Here is an 18,096-nt window from a genome sequence, read left to right on the forward strand (position 1 = left end):
GTACCTCCAGGGGGTGGGGCCGAACCCCTTCTCGCCGTGGTCCGCGGCGGGTCGCCGCTGCCGGGGCACAAGCGTCACCCCTCGCGGAACCACACGGTTCCCGAGGCCACCCCGAGCCGGTGCCTCCTCCCAGCCTTCCACTCCCGTTCGGGAGCGCGCAACGGCACGGCCGTCGACCGGGTCCCCGGCGCCCGTACCGCGCCGGTCCGGTCACGGCCGAAGACGTGCCCCCGACGGGCGCCCGATTCCGCCGGCCGAGCACCGTTCCGCGCCGGACGGTCACGGCCGACGCCCACCGTCCGCGGACGGCACGCACTCTGCCCGCCCGGGCACCGTCCGCGGACGGCACGCACTTGGCCGGCCCGCGGACCGGCCGCGCGTCGGGCGTGCCCGGTCCCCTTCTGTTCCGGACGGGCGCGGCCGGTGGCCCGCCCGGCACCGGGCGTCTTGTCACCCGTGCCACGACCGCCACAGCGCCGCGTACGCGCCGTCCGTCGCCACCAGCTCGTCGTGGCTGCCCAGCTCGCTGATCCGTCCGTCCTCGACGACCGCGATGACGTCCGCGTCGTGGGCGGTGTGCAGACGATGTGCGATCGCGATCACCGTGCGGCCGTCCAGGACCCGGGCCAGGGAGCGTTCGAGGTGACGGGCCGCCCTGGGGTCGAGCAGCGACGTCGCCTCGTCCAGCACCAGCGTGTGCGGGTCGGCCAGCACCAGCCGGGCCAGGGCGATCTGCTGGGCTTGGGCCGGAGTGAGCGCGAAGCCGCCCGAGCCGACCTCGGTGTCCAGGCCCTCGTCGAGCGCCCGGGACCAGTCGTCCGCGTCGACCGCGCCCAGCGCCGCCCACAGCTCGGCGTCGGTGGCGCCGGCCCGGGCGAGGCGGAGGTTGTCGCGCAGGGAACCCACGAAGACGTGGTGCTCCTGGTTGACGAGGGCGACGTGCGAGCGGACGCGCTCGGCGGACATCCGGGACAGCTCCGCGCCGCCCAGGGTGATCCGGCCGTCGCGGGGACCGTAGATGCCGGCCAGCAGCCTGCCCAGCGTCGACTTGCCGGCCCCGGAGGGACCGACCAGCGCGAGCCTCGTACCGGGGGCCACCTCCAGCGACACCTTCCGCAGGACGTCAACGCCCTCGAGGTAGCCGAAGTGCACGCGGTCGGCGTGCACGTGCCGGCCGTCAGGGGCGAGCGAGGCGTCACCGGCGTCCGGCTCGATGTCCCGCACGCCCACCAGCCGGGCCAGGGACACCTGGGCCACCTGCAGCTCGTCGTACCAGCGCAGGATGATGCCGACCGGGTCGACGAGCATCTGCGCGATCAGCGCGGCCGTGGTCAGCTGACCGACCCCGAGCCAGCCTTGCAGGACGAACACCCCGCCGATCAGCAGAACGGAGGCGAGCACGGTCACATGGGTGACGTTGATGACCGGGAAGAGTACCGAGCGCAGCCACAGCGTGTAGCGCTCCCAGGCCGTCCACTCCCTGATCCGGCGTTCCGACAGCTCGATGCGGCGGGCGTCCAGCCGGTGGGCCTCGACGGTGCGCCCGGCGTCCACGGTCTCCGCGAGCGCCGCGGCCACGGCGGCGTATCCCGCGGCCTCCGAGCGGTAGGCGGAGGGCGCCCGGCGGAAGTACCAGCGGCAGCCGATCACCAGCAGCGGCACCGCGAGCAGGACCGCGGGCGCCAGCGGCGGGGCCGTGACCACGAGCCCGCCGAGCAGCAGCACCACCCACACGGCGCCGATCGCCAGCTGGGGCACGGCCTCGCGCATGGCGTTGGCGAGCCGGTCGATGTCCGTCGTGATCCGGGAGAGCAGGTCACCGGTGCCGGCCCGCTCCAGGACGCCGGGCGGCAGCCCGACCGACCGCACCAGGAAGTCCTCGCGCAGATCGGCCAGCATCCGCTCCCCGAGCATGGCTCCGCGCAACCGCACCTCTCGGACGAACACGGCCTGGACGACGAGCGCCAGCACGAAGAGCGTTGCCGTGAGGCCGAGGTGCAGCTCGCGGGTGCCGTCCGACACCCGTTCCACGAGCCCGCCCAGCAGGTAGGGGCCGGCCATCGAGGCGATCACCGCGACGGTGTTGACGGTGACGAGGAAGACGAACGCGCGGCGGTGCCGGCGCAGCAGTTCTCCCGCGTAGGCGCGTACGGTCGCGGGCGCGCCGACGGGCAGGGTGCTCGCCGTCGTCGGGGCTGCCGGGTCGTACGACGGTGGCGCGACGCCGATCATGCCGTCTCCTCGATCTCTTCCAGTCGGTGCAGTACGTCGTCGTCGCCGAGAACGTCGCCGTCCGGGGCCGTCCGACCGCGGTCCGCGGTCCGGTCGCCGTTCACGGACCGCCGGTCGTCGAGGGCTTTCGTCTGCCCGTCTTCGGCCTGGCTCGCTTCCCGGTGTGCCGCGGTCTCCTCGTCGGTCTCCCGGGTCACCACCGCCCGGTACCGGGGCTCGGTGTGCAGCAACTCCCGGTGGACGCCGACCGCGGCGACCTTCCCGTCGTGCAGGAACACGATCCGGTCCGCTCGGTCGAGCAGCAGCGGCGACGAGGTGAAGACGACCGTGGTGCGTCCGGCGCGCAGGGACCGTACGCCCTCCGCGATCCGTGCCTCGGTGTGCGAGTCGACGGCGGAGGTGGGTTCGTCCAGCACGAGCGCTTCCGGGTCCGTGATCAGAGACCGGGCAAGGGCGAGCCGCTGGCGCTGCCCGCCCGAGAGGGAGCGGGCCCGTTCGGTGATGCGGGCGTCCATCGGGTCGTCCGCGCCGAGCGACCCCTGCACCAGCGCCGCCAGCACGTCCCCGCACTGGGCCGCCGCAAGCGCGTCCCCGGCGTCGACCGCGCCGGAGGCGGGCACGTCCAGCAGTTCGCGCAGCGTGCCGGAGAGCAGCACCGGGTCCTTGTCCTGGACCAGGACGGCGGTGCGCGCGGACTCCAGCGGCAGCTCGTCGAGCGGCACCCCGCCCAGCAGGGCGGAGGTGCCCTCCTCCGCGGGGTGTCCGCCGAGCCGTTCTGCCAGGCGCCCGGCCGCGTCCGGGTCGCCGCACACCACGGCGGTGTAGCGGCCGGCCGATGCGAGGAGCCCCGTGTCCGGGTCGTACAGGTCCCCGGCCGGGGCTTCGGCGGCGCGCGATCCAGCGGTGTCGGTGGCCCGCTCCAGCGCCAGCACCCGCGCGGCCCGTTTGGCGGAGGGCCGGGAGAAGGAGTACGCCATGGCGATCTCCTCGAAGTGGCGGAGCGGATAGGTGAGGATCATGACTGAGCTGTAGACGGTGACGAGTTCGCCGACGCCGATGCGGCCCTCGCGGGCCAGGTGGACGCCGTGCCAGATCACCGCGATCAGCAACAGTCCCGGTAGCAGAACCTGGATCGCGGAGATCAGGGACCACATGCGGGCGCTGCGCACGGCCGCGTGGCGCACTTCCTGGGAGGCCTCGCGGTAGCGGTCGAGGAACAGTTCCTCGCCGCCGATGCCGCGCAGCACCCGCAGTCCGGCGACGGTGTCCGAGGCGAGTTCGGTGGCGCGGCCGGCTTTCTCGCGCTGGACGTCGGCCCGCCGGGTGGCCCGGGGGAGGAGCGGCAGTACCGCGAGGGCCAGCACCGGCAGGCCCAGGACCACGACGACGCCGAGGGCCGGCTCGTAGACGATGAGGGCCGCGCAGACCAGCACGATGGTCAGCGCCGCCGCCGTGAAGCGGCTGACGGCCTCCACGAACCAGCCGATCTTCTCGACGTCGCCGGTGGAGACGGCCACCACCTCACCGGCCGCGACGCGACGGGTCAGGGCCGAGCCGAGCAGGGCGGTCTTGCGGGTCAGGAGCTGCTGGACGCGGGCCGCGGCGGTGACCCAGTTGGTGACGGCGGCGCGGTGCAGGAAGGTGTCGCCGACCGCGTTGCCGGCGCAGCACAGCGCCATGAGGCCACCCGCGACGGCGAGCCCGGCGCCGGAGCCGTCGACGACGGCCTGGATGGCGAGACCGACGCAGAACGGCAGCGCGGAGACGGAGGCGAAGTGCAACAGGCCCCAGGCCAGCGACTTGAGTTGCCCGCCCAGCTGGTTCCGGAAAAGCCACCACAGGAATCGGGGCCCGGAGCGTGCGTCCGGCACGCCCGGGTCGGGAAACGGAAGGTCTCGGATCTGCATGACGTCCCAGTGGCTCGTGTCAGGGAGTGCCGTTTACCACGGCATGAAGAAGCTGCAAACCGTGAAAGGTTCGCGTCGCGCCATGCCCAAAATCAAGCGGTTTTCCGCGGTGGGGTACGAATCCGGCTACCGCCCGCCGGCCGCCTTGCCGACCGGCTCGGCACGGGTGCGACCATGAACCGATGCGGAGTGGTGGTGCACGGCGTACGGCGGCCGCGTCGGCGGCCCTTGGATTCCTCCTGACGGTGTTGTCCGCCTGTGTCGGCCCGTCCGGGCACGACGCGGCGGACCCGGCGAGCGCACGGCCCTCGGCGAGCCGAGGCGGCGCCACGGCCGACCCGACACGGATCCCCGGCGTCGGCGAACGGCTCCAGCGGCGCATACCCGCCGACTCCCGCCAGGTCGTCGCGGTGTACGGCGAAGGCAGGGACTCCGCCGACTCCACGGTCGTGCTGTACGCGAAGCAGGGCTCCGCCTGGCACCGCGCCCGCGGTTGGGCGGCGCACAACGGCAAGAAGGGATGGACGACCGACCATCGCGAGAACGACAAGCGGAGCCCCGTCGGCGTCTTCACCCTCAGCGACGCGGGCGGCGTCCTCCCGGATCCGGACCCGGCTCCCGGCGCCGGTCTCCCGTACACCCGGTCGGACGCCTTCGCGGCACCGCGATGGTGGGCCAAGTCCTACTGGCACGACTTCGACTACGTGATCGCCATCGACTACAACCGGGTCAAGGGCACCCCACCGAACGACCCGACCCGCCCCGAGGGCGCGTCCAAGGGCGGCAGCATCTGGCTGCACATGGACCACGGCAGCGGCACGTCGGCCTGCGTCAGCCTGCCCGAGCAGGGGATGGAGTACCTGCTGCGCACACTCGACCCCGACCTGCACCCCGTGGTGGTCATGGGCGACCGGGCGCACCTCGAGGCCTGACCGTGCGCCTCACGGGGTCCGATGGCCCCGTTCGGCCGTGGGGCCGTCGATTAGGGTGTCCAGGAGCCCGCCGAGCACTGTGCGCTGATCGTCCGTCAGCGGGGCGAGGATCTCCTCCGCGGCCGCGCGGCGCCCGGCGTGCAGTTCGCGGAGGGCCGCTCGCCCGTCGTCGGTGAGCTCGATCCGGATCACCCGTCGGTTGCAGGGATCCGGGACGCGGCGCACCTTCCCGGCCGCCTCCAGCCCGTCGACCAGCGTCGTCACGGCGCGGGGCACGACCTCCAGGCGCTCGGCGAGATCGGCCATGCGGGGCGGCGAAGCGTAGTGCACCAGGGTGCGCAGCAGACGGGACTGGGCCGGTGTGATGCCCAGGTCGCGGTGCTCGAGATGGCGTTTCTGAATCCGGTGCACCCGGCGGGTGAGGCGCAGCAACTGCTCGGCGAGCAGGCCGTCGGGATCGGGGGCGGTCATGCGGGAACAATATCAGGACAAGGTTCATTGTGAGTGTAGGTAACAATGAGCTATGGTCCGTAAGGCCGGTTCGTCCGCGTTGCGCCGACGTCATCGACCGTCCCCTCCCGACCTCGTGAGAGCCCATGCACCCCGATCGCGAATCCGCCTGGCAGGCACCCGCCGACGCGAAGGAACAGCCTCGGCAGGTGCGTCGCATCCTGAGACTCTTCCGCCCCTACCGAGGCCGCCTTGCGGTCGTCGGACTGCTCGTCGGCGCCGCGTCGCTCGTCTCGGTCGCCACCCCCTTCCTGCTGAAGGAGATTCTCGACGTAGCGATCCCCGAGGGGCGCACCGGCCTGCTGAGCCTGCTGGCCCTCGGCATGATCCTCGGCGCCGTCCTCACCAGCGTCTTCGGGGTGCTGCAGACGCTGATCTCCACGACCGTGGGCCAGCGGGTCATGCACGACCTGCGCACCGCCGTCTACGGCCGCCTCCAGCAGATGTCCCTGGCCTTCTTCACCCGCACGCGCACCGGTGAGGTCCAGTCCCGCATCGCCAACGACATCGGCGGCATGCAGGCCACCGTCACCTCCACGGCGACCTCCCTGGTCTCCAACCTCACCAGCGTGGTCGCCACGATCGTGGCCATGGTCGTCCTCGACTGGCGCCTGACCGTCGTCTCGCTGCTCCTCCTTCCCGTGTTCGTGTGGATCAGCCGCCGCGTCGGCAGGGAACGCAGGAAGATCACGACCCGGCGCCAGAAGCAGATGGCCGCGATGGCCGCCACGGTCACCGAGTCGCTCTCCGTCAGCGGCATCCTGCTCGGCCGCACCATGGGCCGCTCCGACTCGCTCACCCGGGCCTTCGCCGACGAGTCCGAGGGCCTGGTGGACCTGGAGGTGCGGTCGAACATGGCGGGCCGCTGGCGGATGGCCGTCATCACGATCGTCATGGCCGCCATGCCGGCCGTCATCTACTGGACCGCGGGCATCGCCCTCCAGCTCGGCGGCCCCGACGTCTCGCTCGGCACGATCGTCGCCTTCGTCTCGCTCCAGCAGGGGCTGTTCCGCCCGGCCGTGAGCCTGCTGTCGACCGGCGTCCAGATCCAGACCTCGCTCGCGCTCTTCCAGCGCATCTTCGAATACCTCGACCTGCCGGTCGACATCACCGAGCGGGAAGACCCCGTACACCTGGACCACGTCAAGGGCGAGGTCCGCTTCGAGGGCGTCGAGTTCCGCTACGACGGCAAGGGCGGCCCGGTCCTCGACGGCATCACCGTCACCGTCCCCGCCGGCAGCGGCCTCGCCGTCGTCGGCCCGACCGGCGCGGGCAAGTCCACGCTCGGCCACCTGGTGCCGCGGCTGTACGACGTGACCGGAGGCCGGGTCACGCTGGACGGAGTGGACGTGCGCGACCTCGACTTCGACACCCTCGCCCGCGCGGTCGGCGTCGTCTCGCAGGAGACGTACCTCTTCCACGCCTCGGTCGCCGAGAACCTGCGCTTCGCCAAGCCGGACGCCACCGACGCGGAGCTGGAGGAGGCCGCGCGGGCGGCACAGATCCACGACCACATCGCCGCCCTGCCGGACGGTTACGACACGGTCGTGGGCGAACGCGGACACCGGTTCTCCGGCGGTGAGAAGCAGCGCCTGGCCATCGCCCGCACCATCCTGCGCGACCCGCCCGTCCTGGTGCTCGACGAGGCGACCAGCGCCCTGGACACCCGTACCGAGGCCGCCGTGCAGGACGCCATCGACGCGCTCTCCGCCGACCGCACCACGATCACTATCGCCCACCGACTGTCCACCGTCCGGGATGCCGACCGCATCGTGGTCCTCGACTCCGGGCGCCTGGCGGAACAGGGCACGCACGAGGAGCTGCTGAAGCGGGACGGGCGATACGCGGCCCTGGTCCGAAAGGACGCCCGACTGGAGCCGACAAGGTGAAGATATGCCAGTTTTGTCTGGTTATAGGAGTTACCGTGCCCGCATGCAGACGAACACTCCGCCACGCGGCGCGAGAGGCACCAGGAGAAGGATCCGACTGACGCGCCGGGGCCGCATCGCCCTGATCGCGACCGGCGCCGTCGTGGCCGGCACCGCCGTGGCGGTGCCGCTGCTGATGACGGACGACGAGGGGGAGCCCCGCCCCACGTCCCTCGTGATTCCGGAGGGCCGACGGGCGACCCAGGTCTACGCCGCCATCGACAAGACCCTCGCCCTGCCCGCGGGCACCACCAAGAAGTCCCTGGCCAAGGCCGAGCTCAAACTTCCGAACGACGCCGAGGGCAACCCCGAGGGCTACCTCTTCCCGGCGACCTACCCGCTCGGCGAGAACCCGACGCCCGAGAAGCTGCTGACGGCCATGGTCGACACGGCGAACAAGAAGTTCACCGGCGCCCCCGTCGCCGCCGGCGCCCAGCGCAACGCGCTCAACGTCTACCAGGCGGTCACCATCGCCAGCATCGTGCAGGCGGAGGCCGCCACCAAGGAGGACATGGGCAAGGCGGCCCGGGTGATCTTCAACCGGCTGGAGCGCGGGATGCCGCTCCAGATGGACTCCACCATCAACTACGCCTTGGGCCGCTCCACACTGAAGACCACCACCAAGGACACGGCGATCGACAGCCTCTACAACTCGTACCAGCGCATGGGACTGCCGCCCACACCCATCGCCAACCCGGGCGAGGACGCGATGCACGCCGCGCTCAACCCGACGCCGGGCGACTGGCTGTACTTCGTCACCGTGAAACCGGGCGACACCCGCTTCACCGCCGACTACGCCGAGCACCAGCGCAACGTCGCCGAGTTCAACCGCGTCCGGCAGAGCGCGTCCGGTGAGACGCGGGACAAGTGACCGTCGGGGCGTCACGCGGCGACCGGCTCCTCCTCGGCCAGCCGCCGCCTGATGTCCCGTACCGCCGCGCGTCCCGCCCGGTTGGCGCCGATGGTGCTGGCCGACGGTCCGTAGCCGACGAGATGGATGCGCGGGTCGGCGACGGCGCGCGTCCCCTCGACCCGAATCCCGCCGCCCGCCTCCCGCAGACGCAGCGGCGCCAGATGGTCGATCGCCGCCCGGAACCCGGTTGCCCAGAGGATCGCGTCGGCGGCCACCCGCCGTCCGCCGGCCCACTCCACGCCCTTCTCGGTGATCCGGTCGAACATGGGCAGGCGGTCCAGCACTCCCGACTCGAGCCCCGCCCGGATCGCGTCGTTCAGCGGCAGCCCGGTCACCGACACCACGCTCTTGGGCGGCAGCCCCTGCCGCACCCGCTCCTCCACGAGCGCCACCGCGGCACGGCCGGCCTCCTCGTCGAAGGGACCCTCCCGGAAGACGGGCGGCCGCCTGGTCACCCAGGTGGTGGCAGCCGCGTACGGGGCCAGTTCCAGCAAGTGCTGCGTCCCCGAGGCACCCCCGCCGACCACGACCACACGCTGCCCGGCGAATTCCTCGGGACCGGTGTACTGCGCGGTGTGCAGCTGCCGCCCGAGGAAGGTCTCCTGCCCCGGGTAGCGCGGCCAGAAGGGGCGGTCCCAGGTGCCGGTCGCGTTGATCAGCGCACGCGTCGACCAGGTCCCGGCCGACGTCTCGACGAGCAGCCGCCCGCCCGTCCCCTCGCGCACCGCGAGGACATCGACGGGCCGCCGCACCCGCAGGTCGAAGGTCTTCTCGTACGCCGCGAAGTACTCGCCGATCACCTCGGCGGACGGCCGCGCCGAATCCGCTCCGGTCAGCTCCATGCCCGGCAGCGCATGCATGCCGTGCACCTTGCCGTACGTCAGCGACGGCCAGCGGAACTGCCAGGCACCGCCCGGCCCGGGGGAGTGGTCCAGCACCACGAAGTCGTGCTCCGACTCGAAGCCGGTGCGCCGCAGGTGATGGGCGGCGGCGAGCCCTGCCTGACCCGCGCCGATGACGACTACCTCGACCTCACGTATGTCGTTCACGCTTCCACCAACGGTGGAGCGCGCCCCGATCTTCCCCCGGTGCCAGGATTGGGGCATGCCAGATGCTGCCTTCACCACCCGAATCCTGAACCTCGCCACCGGCTCGGCGGAGCGGGTCGCCGACATCACGGGCGACTGCGAGACCTTCCTGCGCGAGGCGGCGGCCGGCCGCGACGGCCTCCTCAACGTCTTCGTCCAGCACGCCACCGCCGGTATCGCCATCATCGAGACAGGCGCCGGCAGTGACGACGACCTGCTGGCCGCCTTGCACACCCTGCTGCCCGCCGACGACCGCTGGCAGCACCGCCACGGCAGTCCCGGCCACGGCCGCGACCACGTCCTGCCCGCCTTCGTGCCGCCGCACGCGACGCTCCCCGTGATCGGTGGCCGTCTGGAGCTGGGGACCTGGCAGTCGGTGTGCCTGGTGGACACCAACAGGGACAACCCCGACCGCCGGGTCCGGCTGAGCTTCCTCGGCTGACGGCGGCCCTCGCGGGCCGGGTCGGCGAAGCGGCCCGCCGGTCCGGCCCTCGCGGGCCGGGCCGGCGGGTCCGGCCCCTACTCCACCGCCATCTCACCCAGCTCCGACCAGCCGTCCTGGTCGAGCGTCGTGTTCACGATGCGGGGCGTACGGGCCAGGTACCGCGGCAGCTTCTCCTGCGCGGCCCGGAAGTGCGCCGACTGGACGTGCGCGGCGCCGGCCTCGTCGTCGCGGAACGCTTCGACCAGGACGTACTCGGACGGGTCGTCGAGGCTGCGGGACCAGTCGAACCAGAGGCAACCGGGCTCCTCACGGGTGGCCCGGGTGAACTCGCCGGAGATCTCCGGCCACTGGTCCGCGTGTTCCGGGAGCACCTGGAACTTCGCCGTAATGAAAATCATGACGTTCGCTTTCTGTGATGGCGGGACCGGGTGTCTTCCGGTCACGGCACGAGGACGGCGCGCCCGCGCACCCGTCCGGCGTCCAGGTCCGCCAGCGCGTCCTGGAACCGGTCGAGCGGGTACGTCGCCGTGTGCAGCCTTACCCGGCCCTGCGCCGCGAGCACCATCAGCTCGCACAGGTCGGTGTAGCTGCCAACGAGGTTACCGATGAAGTTGATCTCGGACGAAATGACGTCGATCGTCGGGACGTCGATGTTCTCGCCGTATCCGACGACGTGGTAGTCGCCGGCCCGGCGCAGCATGCGGACGCCGTCGCGGGTGGCGCCCCCCTCGCCGACGAAGTCGACGACGACCTCCGCGCCGTGGCCGCCGGTCAGCTCCAGCACCTCTTCGACGTGGTCGCCGTCGGCGACGACGCCTTGGTCGGCGCCGATGGCCCGAGCCAGCTTCACCGCCTCCGGGTTGCGGTCGACGACGACGAGTTCGGCGGCGGTGAGGGCCTTCAGCACCTGGATGCCGATGTGGCCGAGGCCGCCCGCGCCGATGACCACGCACCGGTCGCCGGGCCGCAGTCGCCGCGCCGCCTTGGCCGCCGCGTGGTAGGCGGTCAGCCCCGCGTCGGCCAGGGCCGCGACGTCGGCCGGTTCCAGGGAGTCGTCGAGGCGCACCACACTGCGCGCGGACGTCCTGAGGTACTCGGCGTATCCGCCGGCGGTGTCGATGCCGGGGAACAACGACTGCTCGCAGTGGACGTCGTCGCCGGCCCGGCAGGCCCGGCACAGTCCGCAGGTCATCAGCGGGTGGACGATGACCTTGTCGCCCTCGGCGACGCTCGTGACGGCGCTGCCGACGGCGTGCACCCAGCCCGCGTTCTCGTGCCCGATGGTGTACGGCAGGCGCACGCCGGACTTCTCGGCCCACTGCCCTTCCAGGATGTGCAGGTCCGTCCGGCACACCCCGGCGCCGCCGATCCGCACGATCACGTCGTGCGGACCGGACACCTCGGGGGCGGGCACCTCGGCCATGCGGATGTTGTCGAGCGGGTGGTCGCCGTACCCGACGACCTGGACTGCCTTCATGCGATGTTCTCCCTGATCGTCGTCCGGTGGGCGGCGGGGGCGGCGCCCTCCGGGTTCCCGTCGTCGCAGGATCGAGGCGCCTGGTCGGCGGCGGAGTCCGGGTAACGGGTGCGCAGCAGCCCGCGGCAGAAGTGCGCGTTGCCGTCGATCGAGATGCGCACCGACCGGGCGAACCGCAGGCGCAGCGGGATCTCCCCGGGCGGGAACGGGCGGCCGTAGTCGTCCACGAGAGCCGGGTCCGTGGGCGCGGTGCCGAGCCCGAGCGCGGCACGGCGGCGCAGCAGTGCCCGGGTGGCGGCGGTGTCCGGCAGGTCGCCCAGCGCCACCTCGCCGAGTTGTTCCTCAACCAGGCCGGGCCGGGCGCGCAGCAGCGCCGTGAGTGCCCGTTCCATGGCGGCCGTGTGGGCCTTGCGGCGGAAGATCTTCCGCAGTTCCTCCAAATCCCGCTCCGCCTCGTGGCCGAAGGTGCCGCGGTATCCGGCGTCGGCCGCCAGACCCCGGTTGATCAGCTCGGAGTCGTGGTGGTCGTCGAGCAGGACGGCGACCTCGCGGGCTCCGGGCAGTGCCGTGAGGGCGTCCTTGGCGTCGGAGGCCATGAGGTAGGCGAAGTTCGGGGAGCAGAACGACGTCGGCAGCCGCAGGTGCACCGTGATCCGGCCGTCGTCGGCGGTCAGCGAGCGGACGAACCCGAGGTCGGTGATGGGCTCGTCCAGTTCGGGGTCGTACACGGTGGCGAGCGCGGCGAGCGCAGCCGCCCGAAGTCGCGCGGCCCTCATGTCAGGCCACCGCCGGCTCGGGCAGCCGGCCCTCGGCGGGCACCTCGATGCCGTACATGGCGGCCGCGTTCAGACCGAGTATCTTCTTCTTCTGGGCGACCGTGAGCTGCGGATACTCGTCCATGTCCGCCGGGATCCGGAAATCGACGAACCGCTCGACGAGCCACTTGGGCGTCCACAGCGCGTAGTCGCTGGAGAACTGGATGCGGTCCTCGCCCAGCCAGTAGATCAACTCCCCGATGATCTGCGCGAAGTAGCGGGGACGGCTGTGGATGAACGGAATCGCGACGGCGAGCCCGGCGTGCACGTTGGGCTCCTGGGTGGCGATCCAGCAGAAGTCCTCCAGCCGGGGCAGGCCGCAGTGCTCGACCACGAAGTTCAGGTCGGTGAAGTCGGTGGCGGCCTTGTCGACGTCGGCCACGTCGAAGGCGTCCCGGTCCAGCGGACGGATGGTGGGGCCCTTGTGGACGTGAATGTTCCTGATGCCCAGCTCCTGGCACGCCTCCAGGTAGCGGTAGGTCCACGGGTCGTCGAGCTTGTAGCCGCGGGAGTTGCCCTGCCACTCGGCGGTGTAGAGCTTGACGCCCTTCAGACCGAAGCGCGCGGCGTCCTCGCGCAGTCGCTTCAGGCCCGCCTCCTCGAAGCGCGGGTCGAAGCAGTGGTTGTAGGTCAGTTTGCCGGGGTGCTTGAGGGTGAGGGCGAACGCCTCCTCGGTCTGCCCGAAGCCGGTGTCGTAGAACGCGCCGAGCCGGGCGGGCTGGAAGATGGCGTGGTCGACGTACCCGTCGACGAAGAGGTCCTTCATCAGCCGCTCGCCGCCGTAGTAGAGGAACTCCTCGTACGGCCACACCTCGGACTCGGGGCCGAGGTTGCGGTGGTAGTCGTAGAAGCAGTCGATGAACTGCTTCCCGTGGATGTTGCGCTGGTTGTCGGGCCGCGCGTCCCAGAGAGCTACGTGCGCGTCCACGATGAAGTAGTTCTCGCCGTCCTTGCGGTACATGGCGTCCCTTCCATCTCGCCGGCAGCTTGTGGAGCACCGTAGGAAGCGGGGGAGGGGCGGCGGCAGCCGTCGGGTGTCTCACTTTGAGACATCCGACATCCGGGCCGGCGGGATCCGGACCGGCGGGCAGTAGCGTGGCACGCAACGACGCGTCCCGCGGAGGTCGAAGTGGACAACGCGCACACGGACGTCTCCCTCGCGGCCGGCGGCGAGGCCGTCGCGTTCCCCTGGCGCCTGCGGGCGTCGTGGCGGCGCAGCGAGACGTACGGACTGACGCCGGAGGAGATGCGGCCCGTCTTCACCGGCTCGGTGGACACCGGATCGCTGCTGTACGAGTGCGGTCACGAGGTGCTGAAAGGACTGCGCGCCACCCTGGCGAACGAGCCGGTCAGCATGATGATCACCGACCACGAGGGCCTGGTGCTGTGCCGGCTCAGCGACGACGCCTCGATCGACCGCTCCCTGGACCGTGTGCACCTGGCGCCCGGCTTCTACTTCGCCGAGTCCAACGCCGGCACCAACGGGCTCGGTCTCGCCCTCGCCGACCGCGCCCCCTCGCTGGTGCGTGCCGAGGAGCACTTCTGCGCCGGACTGCGCGGCTACACCTGTGCCGCGGCGCCGGTCCTCGATCCGGTCACCGGGCAGGTCGCCGGCACCGTCAACCTCACGACCTGGTCGGACTCCTCCTCGCAGCTCCTGCTGGCGCTGGCCCAGGCGACCGCCGGGAGCACCACGGCACTGATGCTGGCGCGCGGCTCGGGACGCCGGGTCCGTCCCCTGCCGCGCGGCGAGGTCTTCCGGGTCTACGCCGACGGCACCGAGGGCTACGACGACGCCGAGCGCCCCCTGTCCTCGGCCTGGCGGCAGTGCGTGGGGACGGCCCGCACCGCGCTGGCCGAGGGGCGCGTGGTGGCGGCCGTCGGCGAGCCCGGCGCGGGCCGGACGGCACTGGTCTCGGCGGCACGCCGGCCGGCCGCGCCGCGGGAGCGGGTCCTGGCCGCGCGGCCCCCGGAGCCGGACGACATCCGGGCCTGGCTGTCGCTGTGGACCCCGGAACTGGCCAAGGACGACACCTGCGTCATCGTCTCCCGGGTGGACACGCTGCCCGCGTGGGCCGCCGCGGAGCTGGCCGGGCTGTTCGCCCGGGTCCGCCGCACGGGCGAGGACGCACGGCCCCGCATGCAACCGTTCGCGCTGACCGCGTCGGACTACTCCGCGATCCCGCCCGAGCTGACCCCGCTCGTGGGCACCGTGGTCGAGGTACCGCCCCTGCGGGACCGCCCGGACGACGTGATGCCGCTCGCCCGGCACTTCGCGCGCCGCCACCGGGGTCATGAAGTGACCTTCACACCGGGCGCCGTACGGGCTCTGACCTCGTACGAGTGGCCGGAGAACGTACGCCAGCTGAGGCGCGCGGTGCGCGCGGCGGCGTCCCGGGCGGACCTGGTGGACGCCCGGCACCTGCCGGCGGAGGTCTTCACCGGCGCCCGGCGCCGGCTGAGCCGCCTCCAGGAACTGGAACGCGACGAGATCGTGCGCTGCCTGACCGAGCCCGGCACCACGATGGCGGAGGTGGCGGAACGCCTGGGCATGAGCCGCGCCACGCTCTACCGCAAGACGGCCCGGTACGGCATCGACGTACCGGGCCGCGGCGTCCACCGTGTTTGATGCCACGGGCCGCCGGACGGGTCGGCCGCAGCGGGCCGGGTATCAGGCGTCGGCCCGCGAACGCCCCCGCGTCACCAGCCGCTTCAGCAGCGGCCACGCCAGCAACACCACGATCACCGCGTACACCGTCACCGCGAACGGAGTGTTGACCAGGCCGGTCACGCTGCCGTCGCTGATCTGGAGGGCTCGGCGCAGTTGCTGCTCGGCGTTCGGGCCGAGGATGACGCCGATCACCGCGGGCAGGATCGGCAGGCCGTAACGCCGCATGCCGAATCCGACCAGGCCGATGACCAGCAGGGTCACCAGGTCGACGACCTCGCCGCCGACCGCGTACGCGCCGACCGCCGCGAAGAACATGATCCCCGCGTAGAGGTACGGCCGAGGGATGCGCAGCAGCTTGGCCCACACCGGCGCCAGGGGCAGGTTGAGCGCGAGGAGCAGCACCATGCCGACGAAGAGGGAGGCGATCAGGCCCCACACCAGCTCGGGCTCGCGTTCGAAGAGCAGCGGTCCCGGCTGGATGCCGTACTGCTGGAACGCGGCCAGCATGACCGCCGCGACCGCCGTCGTCGGCAGGCCCAGCGTCAGCATGGACACCAGCGTGCCCGCCGCCGAGGCCGACGCCGCCGACTCCGGGCCCGCCACACCCTCGATGGCGCCCTTGCCCCACTCGTCCTTGTGCGTGGACAGGCGCTTCTCCGTGACGTACGACAGGAATGTCGGGATCTCCGCGCCGCCGGCCGGGATCGCGCCGAACGGGAAGCCGATGAACGGTCCGCGCAGCCAGGACTTCCACGTCCGCTTCACATCACCGCGGCCGAGCCAGGGCCGGCCCACCGGGATCGGCTCCGCCGCCCCGCGCCGCAGATGCGCCGCCACCCACAGCGCCTCGCCGATCGCGAACAGCCCGACCGCGACGATCACCACGTCCACGCCGTCGGCGAGCTGGAGCGAGCCGAAGGTCAGCCGCTGCTGGCCGGTCATCTGGTCCAGGCCCACCAGGCCGATCGTCAGGCCGATCAGCAGGGAGGCCATGCCTCTGACGCGCGAGGAACCCAGCACCGAGGTCACGGCGATGAACGCCAGCACCATGATGGCGAAGTAGTCCGGCGCGCCGATGTCCACCGCCAGGTCGGCCACCGTCGGCGCCAGCGCCACCAGCAGGACCGTGCCGATCATGCCGCCCGCGAAGTGGCCGATGGCGGCGGCGGCCAGCGCCTGTGCGCCGCGCCCCGACTTGGCCATGGGGTTGCCCTCCATGGCCGCGACCACGGCGGCGCTCTCACCGGGGGTGTTGAGCAGGATGGAGGTGGTGGAACCGCCGAACATCGCGCCGTAGTAGATGCCGGCGAACATGATGAACGCGGCGACCGGGTCGAGTCCGTACGTCACCGGCAGCAGCAGTGCCACCGCCATCGCCGGACCGATGCCGGGCAGGACGCCGATGGCCGTGCCGAGCAGCACACCGAGCGCGGCCCACAGGAGGTTGACCGGGGTCAGGGCCGTCCCGAACCCGTCCATGAGGGAGTTGAGGGCGTTCATGTCAGAGCACTCCCATCAGCGGACCGCCGGGCAGCGGCACGCCGAGCAGCTTGTCGAAGACGACGTAGGTGAGCAGGGACAGCACCGCGGCGATGAGCGGATCGCGGTCCACGCGGCGGCTGCCCAGTGCGAAGGCCGCGCCCCAGAACAGCAGCGCGCCCGCGACGGGGAAGCCGGCCGGCTCGATCAGCACCGCCGAGCCGAGGAAGACGCCGGTGAGCAGCAGGACCGTGCGCCAGTCGGCCGGCTCGGACAGGTCGACGTCCTCGCCGCCCTCGGCCTCGCCCCGGCCGCCGCGCAGGACGTCCACGGCGAGTAGCGCGGAGATCACCAGCAAACCGATGCCGACGGCGATCGGCACGGTCTTCGGGCCGACCGGCCCGCGCTGGGTGATGTCGACGTCCATCGTGAGCGCGTCGGTCAGCACCAGCACACCGAGCGCCAGCAACAGGACGCACACGCCCAGTTCGGAGTGCTCGCGCAACCACGCGCGCCGGCCCGTGGCCGTTCCGGTGGGGGATTCGGTCGTCGGCGTCGTCACAGTCCCAGCTCCTTCAGTACCGACACCACACGCTTGTCCTGGGCGTCCAGGAACGCGCCGAACTCGTCACCCGTGAGGAAGGCGTCGTCCCAGCCGTTCTGCTCCAGGGACTTCTTCCACTCGGGGGAGTCGTGCAGCTCCTCGAACAGGCGGGTCAGCTTGTTCCGCTCCGCCTCGGACAGGCCGGGCGGGGCGACGATGCCGCGCCAGTTGGTGAAGTCCACGTCGTAGCCGGACTCCTTGAGGGTCGGCGCGTTCTCGAGGTCGTCGACCCGCTCCGGGCCGGTCACCGCGAGCACCCTCAGCTCGCCCGCCTTGATCTGGTCCAGGTACTCGCCGACGCCGGAGACCCCGAAGCCGACCTTGTCGCCGAGGATCGACGCGAGCAGTTCGCCGCCTCCGTCGAAGGGGATGTAGTTGACCGACTTGGGAGAGATCCCGGCGGCCTGCGCCATCAGCATCGGCGCGAGGTGGTCGGGCCCGCCCGGCGACGAACCGCCCCCGACGGGGATCGTGCCCGGGTCCTTCTTCCAGGCGTTGATCAGCTCGTCGATCGTCTTGTACGGCGAGTCCTTGGCGACCACCACGACGTCCTGCTCCTCGGTGAGCCGTGCGATCGGCGTGGTGTCGGCGAGGGTCTTGGGCGCGTGGTTGGAACGGGCGGCGCCCACCACACCGAGGCCCATGGACATGGCGAGCTTGCCGTTGCCGTGCTCGCTCACCAGCCGGCTCAGGCCCACGGTGCCGCCCGCCCCGGGCAGGTTGAACACCTCGATGTTGTGCGTGAGCCCAGCGTCCTCCGCGTTCTTGGCGGCCGTGCGGGCGGTGATGTCGTAGCCACCGCCGGGCGTGTTGGGAACCATGAAGCGCAGGCCGGGGATCTGCGTGCCGGTCTCGGAGTCGCTGCCCGTGGAGAGCAACGGCGGCCCCGCGAGCACGAGCACGGCGGCCCCTAGCAGGGCAAGGGGGGTGCGCAGGCGCACGAATGACACCACCTGTCGGTTGGGTAGATCGGTACGGGGAAGCCCTGTGGGGGGGTGACGTGGGCCACATGGTGCCCGCGGCTCTGCCCCGTGTCTTCTTTGCGGAACCAAGGGAGGTTGTGGTCATTGCGGTCGCCGCAGGTGGCCCCCGAAA

17 protein-coding genes are annotated in these 18,096 nt (G+C 71.9%); 6 read left to right on the top strand and 11 right to left on the bottom strand.

The window, feature by feature from the left end; translation table 11 throughout:
* Positions 1–450 precede the first annotated feature (450 nt).
* Both IE142_RS15845 and IE142_RS15850 read right to left on the bottom strand, forming a co-directional pair.
* Positions 451–2,232, bottom strand: a complete 1,782-nt coding sequence (locus tag IE142_RS15845) for an ABC transporter ATP-binding protein (RefSeq protein WP_191886367.1) — start codon at positions 2,230–2,232, stop codon at positions 451–453.
* A complete protein-coding gene (locus tag IE142_RS15850) occupies positions 2,229–4,139 on the bottom strand; it encodes an ABC transporter transmembrane domain-containing protein (protein ID WP_191886368.1) in 1,911 nt (636 codons plus the stop codon). Before IE142_RS15850 ends, IE142_RS15845 begins: the two co-directional genes overlap by 4 nt.
* Positions 4,140–4,182: 43 nt before the next feature.
* Here IE142_RS15850 and IE142_RS37365 point away from each other — a divergent pair, with 43 nt between their 5' ends.
* Together IE142_RS37365 and IE142_RS15855 are read left to right on the top strand one after the other, a co-directional pair.
* Complete coding sequence (locus IE142_RS37365) at positions 4,183–4,317, top strand: hypothetical protein (RefSeq protein WP_268252962.1); 135 nt, start codon at positions 4,183–4,185, stop codon at positions 4,315–4,317.
* A gap of 4 nt (positions 4,318–4,321) precedes the next feature.
* Positions 4,322–5,071, top strand: a complete 750-nt coding sequence (locus tag IE142_RS15855) for a hypothetical protein (protein ID WP_191886369.1) — start codon at positions 4,322–4,324, stop codon at positions 5,069–5,071.
* A 9-nt stretch (positions 5,072–5,080) separates the two neighbouring features.
* On the opposite strand, the gene IE142_RS15860 is transcribed toward IE142_RS15855, so the two are convergent.
* A complete protein-coding gene (locus IE142_RS15860) occupies positions 5,081–5,542 on the bottom strand; it encodes a MarR family winged helix-turn-helix transcriptional regulator (RefSeq protein ID WP_191886370.1) in 462 nt (153 codons plus the stop codon).
* A gap of 125 nt (positions 5,543–5,667) precedes the next feature.
* On the opposite strand from IE142_RS15860, the gene IE142_RS15865 reads away from it, so the two are divergent.
* Positions 5,668–7,470 carry an ABC transporter ATP-binding protein gene (locus IE142_RS15865; protein WP_191886371.1) on the top strand — a complete coding sequence of 601 codons (1,803 nt, stop codon included), beginning with the start codon at positions 5,668–5,670 and terminating at the stop codon, positions 7,468–7,470.
* Positions 7,471–7,513: 43 nt separating this feature from the next.
* Entirely contained in the window at positions 7,514–8,380 is an 867-nt protein-coding gene (gene mltG / locus IE142_RS15870) for an endolytic transglycosylase MltG (protein ID WP_191886372.1), read from the top strand.
* Between the two features lie 11 nt (positions 8,381–8,391).
* Here the strand turns inward: mltG and IE142_RS15875 are convergent, their stop codons facing one another.
* Positions 8,392–9,471: an NAD(P)-binding domain-containing protein gene (locus tag IE142_RS15875; RefSeq protein WP_191886373.1), complete on the bottom strand. Its 1,080-nt coding sequence runs from the start codon at positions 9,469–9,471 to the stop codon at positions 8,392–8,394.
* Positions 9,472–9,526: 55 nt separating this feature from the next.
* On the opposite strand from IE142_RS15875, the gene IE142_RS15880 reads away from it, so the two are divergent.
* A complete protein-coding gene (locus IE142_RS15880; protein ID WP_191886374.1) occupies positions 9,527–9,952 on the top strand; it encodes a YjbQ family protein in 426 nt (141 codons plus the stop codon).
* 77 nt (positions 9,953–10,029) lie between these two features.
* Here IE142_RS15880 and IE142_RS15885 read toward each other — a convergent pair whose 3' ends face one another.
* Genes IE142_RS15885 through IE142_RS15900 form a run of 4 tightly spaced genes read right to left on the bottom strand, consistent with a single transcriptional unit; the run spans position 10,030 to position 13,208 of the window.
* Positions 10,030–10,353 (bottom strand): putative quinol monooxygenase, encoded by a 324-nt coding sequence (locus tag IE142_RS15885; protein WP_073731250.1) that lies wholly within the window; start codon positions 10,351–10,353, stop codon positions 10,030–10,032.
* Between the two features lie 41 nt (positions 10,354–10,394).
* Complete coding sequence (locus IE142_RS15890) at positions 10,395–11,432, bottom strand: NAD(P)-dependent alcohol dehydrogenase (RefSeq protein ID WP_191886375.1); 1,038 nt, start codon at positions 11,430–11,432, stop codon at positions 10,395–10,397.
* Positions 11,429–12,208, bottom strand: coding sequence for an iron-sulfur cluster assembly protein (locus tag IE142_RS15895; RefSeq protein ID WP_191886376.1), 780 nt, complete (start codon positions 12,206–12,208; stop codon positions 11,429–11,431). Before IE142_RS15895 ends, IE142_RS15890 begins: the two co-directional genes overlap by 4 nt.
* A 1-nt stretch (position 12,209) precedes the next feature.
* Positions 12,210–13,208 (bottom strand): amidohydrolase family protein, encoded by a 999-nt coding sequence (locus IE142_RS15900; protein ID WP_191886377.1) that lies wholly within the window; start codon positions 13,206–13,208, stop codon positions 12,210–12,212.
* A 168-nt stretch (positions 13,209–13,376) separates the two neighbouring features.
* Here IE142_RS15900 and IE142_RS15905 point away from each other — a divergent pair, with 168 nt between their 5' ends.
* Positions 13,377–14,876 carry an AAA-type ATPase lid domain-containing protein gene (locus tag IE142_RS15905; protein ID WP_191886378.1) on the top strand — a complete coding sequence of 500 codons (1,500 nt, stop codon included), beginning with the start codon at positions 13,377–13,379 and terminating at the stop codon, positions 14,874–14,876.
* Between the two features lie 42 nt (positions 14,877–14,918).
* Here the strand turns inward: IE142_RS15905 and IE142_RS15910 are convergent, their stop codons facing one another.
* From IE142_RS15910 to IE142_RS15920, 3 genes are read right to left on the bottom strand one after another with little or no spacing between them, the layout of a single operon-like run.
* Positions 14,919–16,418 carry a tripartite tricarboxylate transporter permease gene (locus IE142_RS15910; RefSeq protein ID WP_191886379.1) on the bottom strand — a complete coding sequence of 500 codons (1,500 nt, stop codon included), beginning with the start codon at positions 16,416–16,418 and terminating at the stop codon, positions 14,919–14,921.
* 1 nt (position 16,419) lies between these two features.
* Positions 16,420–16,959, bottom strand: coding sequence for a tripartite tricarboxylate transporter TctB family protein (locus tag IE142_RS15915; protein ID WP_191886380.1), 540 nt, complete (start codon positions 16,957–16,959; stop codon positions 16,420–16,422).
* The gene (locus tag IE142_RS15920; RefSeq protein ID WP_191886381.1) at positions 16,956–17,942 is read right to left on the bottom strand and encodes a Bug family tripartite tricarboxylate transporter substrate binding protein; all 987 of its coding nucleotides are present in this window, start codon (positions 17,940–17,942) and stop codon (positions 16,956–16,958) included. The genes IE142_RS15915 and IE142_RS15920 overlap by 4 nt, the downstream gene beginning before the upstream one ends.
* Positions 17,943–18,096 lie beyond the last annotated feature (154 nt).

The organism is Streptomyces mutabilis, assembly GCF_014649815.1.
GTDB lineage: Bacteria > Actinomycetota > Actinomycetes > Streptomycetales > Streptomycetaceae > Streptomyces > Streptomyces mutabilis.

Bases quoted from the DNA above. Each gene is read 5' to 3' on its own strand.
- IE142_RS15855 (WP_191886369.1), top strand. From the start codon at position 4,322: ATGCGGAGTGGTGGTGCACGGCGTACGGCGGCCGCGTCGGCGGCCCTT.
- IE142_RS37365 (WP_268252962.1), top strand. From the start codon at position 4,183: ATGAAGAAGCTGCAAACCGTGAAAGGTTCGCGTCGCGCCATGCCCAAA.
- IE142_RS15890 (WP_191886375.1), bottom strand. From the start codon at position 11,432: ATGAAGGCAGTCCAGGTCGTCGGGTACGGCGACCACCCGCTCGACAAC.
- IE142_RS15895 (WP_191886376.1), bottom strand. From the start codon at position 12,208: ATGAGGGCCGCGCGACTTCGGGCGGCTGCGCTCGCCGCGCTCGCCACC.
- IE142_RS15880 (WP_191886374.1), top strand. From the start codon at position 9,527: ATGCCAGATGCTGCCTTCACCACCCGAATCCTGAACCTCGCCACCGGC.
- IE142_RS15865 (WP_191886371.1), top strand. From the start codon at position 5,668: ATGCACCCCGATCGCGAATCCGCCTGGCAGGCACCCGCCGACGCGAAG.
- mltG (WP_191886372.1), top strand. From the start codon at position 7,514: ATGCAGACGAACACTCCGCCACGCGGCGCGAGAGGCACCAGGAGAAGG.
- IE142_RS15850 (WP_191886368.1), bottom strand. From the start codon at position 4,139: ATGCAGATCCGAGACCTTCCGTTTCCCGACCCGGGCGTGCCGGACGCA.
- IE142_RS15900 (WP_191886377.1), bottom strand. From the start codon at position 13,208: ATGTACCGCAAGGACGGCGAGAACTACTTCATCGTGGACGCGCACGTA.
- IE142_RS15885 (WP_073731250.1), bottom strand. From the start codon at position 10,353: ATGATTTTCATTACGGCGAAGTTCCAGGTGCTCCCGGAACACGCGGAC.
- IE142_RS15910 (WP_191886379.1), bottom strand. From the start codon at position 16,418: ATGAACGCCCTCAACTCCCTCATGGACGGGTTCGGGACGGCCCTGACC.
- IE142_RS15860 (WP_191886370.1), bottom strand. From the start codon at position 5,542: ATGACCGCCCCCGATCCCGACGGCCTGCTCGCCGAGCAGTTGCTGCGC.
- IE142_RS15845 (WP_191886367.1), bottom strand. From the start codon at position 2,232: ATGATCGGCGTCGCGCCACCGTCGTACGACCCGGCAGCCCCGACGACG.